The sequence below is a fragment of the Oscillibacter sp. genome (assembly GCF_031978065.1).
Classification (GTDB): Bacteria; Bacillota; Clostridia; order Oscillospirales; family Oscillospiraceae; genus Oscillibacter.
This window is the reverse complement of sequence record NZ_DALZCH010000121.1, coordinates 4,534-8,821: the sequence shown is the minus strand read 5'-3', so window position 1 is coordinate 8,821 and position 4,288 is coordinate 4,534. Positions and strand designations below refer to the sequence as shown.

General features: G+C 56.6%; 5 protein-coding genes. All 5 read left to right on the top strand.

Annotation, left to right across the window (positions count from 1 at the left end):
- The coding region (locus tag RTK01_RS14370) for a 5'-nucleotidase C-terminal domain-containing protein (protein ID WP_312281628.1) at positions 1–1,257 on the top strand (1,257 nt) is incomplete at its 5' end.
- 7 nt (positions 1,258–1,264) lie between these two features.
- On the top strand, positions 1,265–1,393 hold the full coding sequence (locus tag RTK01_RS14365) for a hypothetical protein (RefSeq protein ID WP_312281627.1): 129 nt from the start codon (positions 1,265–1,267) through the stop codon (positions 1,391–1,393).
- A gap of 282 nt (positions 1,394–1,675) precedes the next feature.
- A complete protein-coding gene (locus tag RTK01_RS14360) occupies positions 1,676–2,926 on the top strand; it encodes a sodium/glutamate symporter (protein ID WP_312281626.1) in 1,251 nt (416 codons plus the stop codon).
- Between the two features lie 339 nt (positions 2,927–3,265).
- On the top strand, positions 3,266–3,958 hold the full coding sequence (locus RTK01_RS14355) for an iron-sulfur cluster assembly scaffold protein (protein ID WP_312281625.1): 693 nt from the start codon (positions 3,266–3,268) through the stop codon (positions 3,956–3,958).
- Between the two features lie 17 nt (positions 3,959–3,975).
- On the top strand, positions 3,976–4,288 hold a 313-nt coding region (locus RTK01_RS14350; protein WP_312281624.1), incomplete at its 3' end, for a GGGtGRT protein.

The following is a 4,288-nucleotide window of genomic DNA, read 5'->3' as shown; positions in this document are numbered from 1 at the left end:
GGCCACGACCATTCCGTGGTTGACGAGAATATCAACTGCAACCCTGTGCTGGAGCCGTGCTCCAACGGGCAGTACGTCACCAAGCTAACCCTTTCCCTGACAAAAAAAGACGGCGGCTGGGATGTGACGAAGGCCAACGGCGACCTGCTCGACTGCTCCACCGTGACGCCCGACGCGGCGTTTTTGAAGCGGTTCAAGTCTCTGGACGACAAGAGCAAAGCTCTGGCCTCCAAGGCAGTGGGCGAAGTGGGTGAGACGTTCCTGAACCCCGTGGAGCTGCTCCCCGGCATCCCCAACGCCATTTTGCAGGACAACCCCGTTGTGGATCTTATCAACAAGGTGCAGATGGAAAACGTCAAGGCGGACGTGTCTCTGGCGGCCCTGTTCGACGCGAGCTCCAATCTGGAAAAGGGTCCCTTCCTGAACCGGGACAGCGTGAAAATCTACAAATATGACAACACGCTTTACGGCGTGAAGGTCACCGGCAAGCAACTCAAGGCTATTATGGAGCGGCAGGCGGGCGACTTCTTTAACCAATACGTCTCCGGCGACGTGACCATCAGCTTTAACCCCAATATTCGGATGTACAACTATGACGAGTTTGCGGGCGTGAACTACGAGATCAACATCTCCAAGCCCGCCGGCTCCCGCATCCAGAACGTCACCTATCAGGGCAAGTCCCTGACGGACAACCAGACTCTTGTGCTGGCGCTGAACAACTATCGCTATGGCGGTCTGGTCACTGCGGGGCTTTTGAACGAGTCCGACGTGGTGTACGAGGGCGGCGCGGTTCGGGATATGATTACCGACTACGTGGCCGGTCTGAAAACCCCTCTGATGCCCCAGTGCGACAACAACTGGAAAATTACCGGCGCGGATCTGAGCGATTCTCAGAAGGACCTAATCTATGAGAAGGTGCGCTCCGGCGAGCTCACCGTCCCCACCTCCGAAGATGGGCGCACTCCCAATGTGGCCTCCTTGAACGGCCCAGCTCTGCGGGCGGCGGGCAAGCTGAGCGCCATTGCCACTGAGACCCCTGTTGTCCCCGCGCCGCAGTCCGAGCCCGTCAACCCCTCTGGCCCGGCGGACGCCGACCAGAGCTACACGGTAAAGGCTGGCGACTGCCTGTGGAACCTCGCTCAGAAGTTTTACGGTACGGGAACCAAGTGGGGCGTGATTTACCAGCGCAACATCGCCACCGTCAAAAACCCGAATGAGCTTCAAATCGGCCAAATTTTGGCCATTCCCGCAGCTTAAAATTTTCATGCCCTATGTAATCCGGGAGGGCGAAGAGCTGCCGAAGCAGCTTCCCGTCTACCGGATGGAGGAAGATGCCTATGCCTCTGCCTGCCGGGAGCTTTTGGCCCAGCTTGAAGCCGATCAAGCGCACTGAAAACAAGGCTGCGGATGTGTCCAAAGACACGTCCGCAGCCCGTTTTATGTCCGCCTGCGGTGAAAAAACCTCTTGACGAAATTTCCCTCCTGCGTTATACTTCCATGCGTTCCATTAAAAAGTGGTCGGAATGCACAAAGCAATCGTTTTCTAACTGTTTAATTGACTAAACAAACTCTTTGAGATACAGATTTTAAGCAATTCCGTATTCTTCCTCGCCTAGATACCCATACTTGTTTAAAACGTTGCTTTGCCGGGCCCAAACAGAAAGGACGAAACTAAATGGAGAAAATTCTGGAGTATTTCGGAACCTTTACCCCTGCGGCGGACGGAGTAATTGCCGCCTTCAAATTTGAATACCTCACCTCGCTGGGCTTTGCCGCCATTGTCATCTTTTGGGGGCGCGCCATGGTGGGGCATTCCAAGCTTCTCCGCAAGTACGCAATTCCCGCCCCCGTCGTTTCCGGTTTGCTTTTCTCGCTGATCATTGCCTTGATCAAAATATCCGGGGCCATGGCCTTTTCCTTTGACACAAAGGTGGTGCAGGACCTTTGTCAAAACCTGTTTTTCCTGTGCGTGGGCTTTGGATTTAGCTGGAAGATGATCCGCCACGCGGGCGGAAAGCTGTGCGCCATGATTGCCATCGCCGCCTGTCTGCTGATCACCATGCAGAATTTGCTGGGCGTGGCCATAGGCAATCTGATCGGCCTGCATCCCCTGCTGGCACTTCAGTGTTCCTCTGCCGCCATGTCCGGCGGCGTGGGCACCGCTTCCGCCTTCGGCCCCATTTTTGAGGGCATGGGCGCGGTCGACGCCACCACCGTGGGCGTTGCCGCCGGAACGATGGGCAACATCATGGGCTCCTTAATCGGCGGCCCCGTGGCCGCGTTTCTCATCCGCCGCCACGGTCTGAAATCAGACCCGAACGACAGGCCCGAATCCGTGACCGCGGGGCAGGAGCCCCGGCTGAACAACAGCCGTATGATCTCTATGTTCGCCATGTGCCTGCTTCTGGCCGCGCTGGGCATGCCCATTTATATGCTGCTGGACAGCATCCCCATGATTGAGATGCCCAAGTTCATCGGCTGCCTAATTGCCGGCGCCATCGCCCGCAATGTGATGGAAGCTTTTAACATTAAGTTTTACACGCCCGAGGTGGAGGCCATTGAGCACATGTTCCTAGAGCTGTATCTGGCGTTGGTGCTGATGACCATTGACATTACGAAGCTGGCTTCCGTAGCCGGGCAGATGGGTATCATTCTGCTGGCGCAGGCGATTTTAATGGCCCTGTTTGGCATTTTCATCTCCTACAACATGTTCGGACGGAACTATGGCGCGGCCGTGATGACCGCAGGCAACTGCGGCTGGGGCTGCGGCTCCGGGCCCAACGCCGTGGCAAACGAAAAGGCGGTGATGGATCAGTATGGTTGGCATAACGTGGCGTGGGTGCTTTACCCCTCCTTCGCCGTGCTGATCGACGACATCTACAATCCCATTTTCCTCTCCTTGTTCGGCAGCTTCCTCGTGCGCTGAGGGGAACTCTTTTCCGCAAGCAGATCTGCGGGGCGAGGGAAGATGCTTTTATCTTGAACGGTCAAAGAGGAGACGCCCAGGCGGGCGTCTCCTCTTTGCTTTTAATGAACGTCCAGCGCGGGGTAGACGCCGCCCGGGCGCGGGCAGCGTTTTATTCCCTCGGGATTTCGCCGCAAAAAGTTTCTCCTGAAAAACCTGCCTCTTTTCATTGAAAATTCCCGGATATACCGGTTTTCCTTCCTTGACAGGTTAATCGTTTACCAGTATAATAACTGCGGAATTCAACAACAGAATCCCCGGCTCATCTGTTTTGAAAAACGCAGGAAAGGAAGCGTTCATATGATTTATTCCGCCGAAGTGCAGCATATGTGCCCTGTGGCCAAGGGCGCGTATCATGGCCCGGCGCCCATCCCTCAGGAGGGAAAGTGGGTGCAGGCCAAGGAAGTGAAGGACATCTCGGGACTGACCCACGGTGTAGGCTGGTGCGCTCCCCAGCAGGGGGCCTGCAAGCTGACGCTGAACGTGAAGGAGGGCGTGATTGAGGAGGCGCTGGTGGAAACCATCGGCTGCTCCGGCATGACCCACTCCGCCGCCATGGCCTCTGAAATTCTGGTGGGCAAGACCATTTTGGAGGCGCTGAACACCGATCTGGTGTGCGACGCTATCAACACCGCTATGCGGGAACTGTTTTTGCAGATTGTCTACGGCCGCAGCCAGACCGCCTTTTCCGAAGGCGGCCTGCCCGTGGGTGCGTCTTTGGAGGACCTGGGCAAGGGCTTGCGGTCCCAGATCGGCACCATGTTCGCAACCCGGGAAAAGGGTCCCCGCTATATGGAAATGGCAGAGGGCTATGTCACACGCGTGGCACTGAATCAGGACAGCGAAATCGTGGGCTACGAGTTCGTGAATCTCGGCAAGATGATGCAGTCCGTGAAAAAGGGCGTGGACGCAAACGAGGCGCTGGAAAAGGCCAAATCCCATTACGGCCAGTTTGAGGACGCCGCTAAATATATTGACCCCCGCGAGGAATAAGAAAGGAGGACAGAAACATGGCTCTGTTTGAAAGCTACGAAAGAAGAATCGAAAAAATCAACGCTGTCCTCAAAGAGTACGGCATCGGCTCCGTGGAGGAGTGCCGCGAACTCTGTCAGGCCACGAGGTTTGATCCCTATGAGATCACCAGAAGCATTCAGCCCATCTGCTTTGACAACGCCTGCTGGGCGTACTGTGTGGGTGCGGCTATCGCGCTGAAAAAGGGCGTGGCTACCGCCGCCGAGGCCGCCGAAGCCATCGGCGTGGGCCTGCAAGCCTTCTGCATTCCCGGCTCCGTGGCAGAGGACCGCAAGGTGGGTCTCGGTCACG

What these genes read in the sequence shown, in the direction of transcription:
- RTK01_RS14365 (WP_312281627.1), top strand. Translation starts at nt 1,265, where the DNA reads ATGCCCTATGTAATCCGGGAGGGCGAAGAGCTGCCGAAGCAGCTTCCC.
- RTK01_RS14360 (WP_312281626.1), top strand. Translation starts at nt 1,676, where the DNA reads ATGGAGAAAATTCTGGAGTATTTCGGAACCTTTACCCCTGCGGCGGAC.
- RTK01_RS14355 (WP_312281625.1), top strand. Translation starts at nt 3,266, where the DNA reads ATGATTTATTCCGCCGAAGTGCAGCATATGTGCCCTGTGGCCAAGGGC.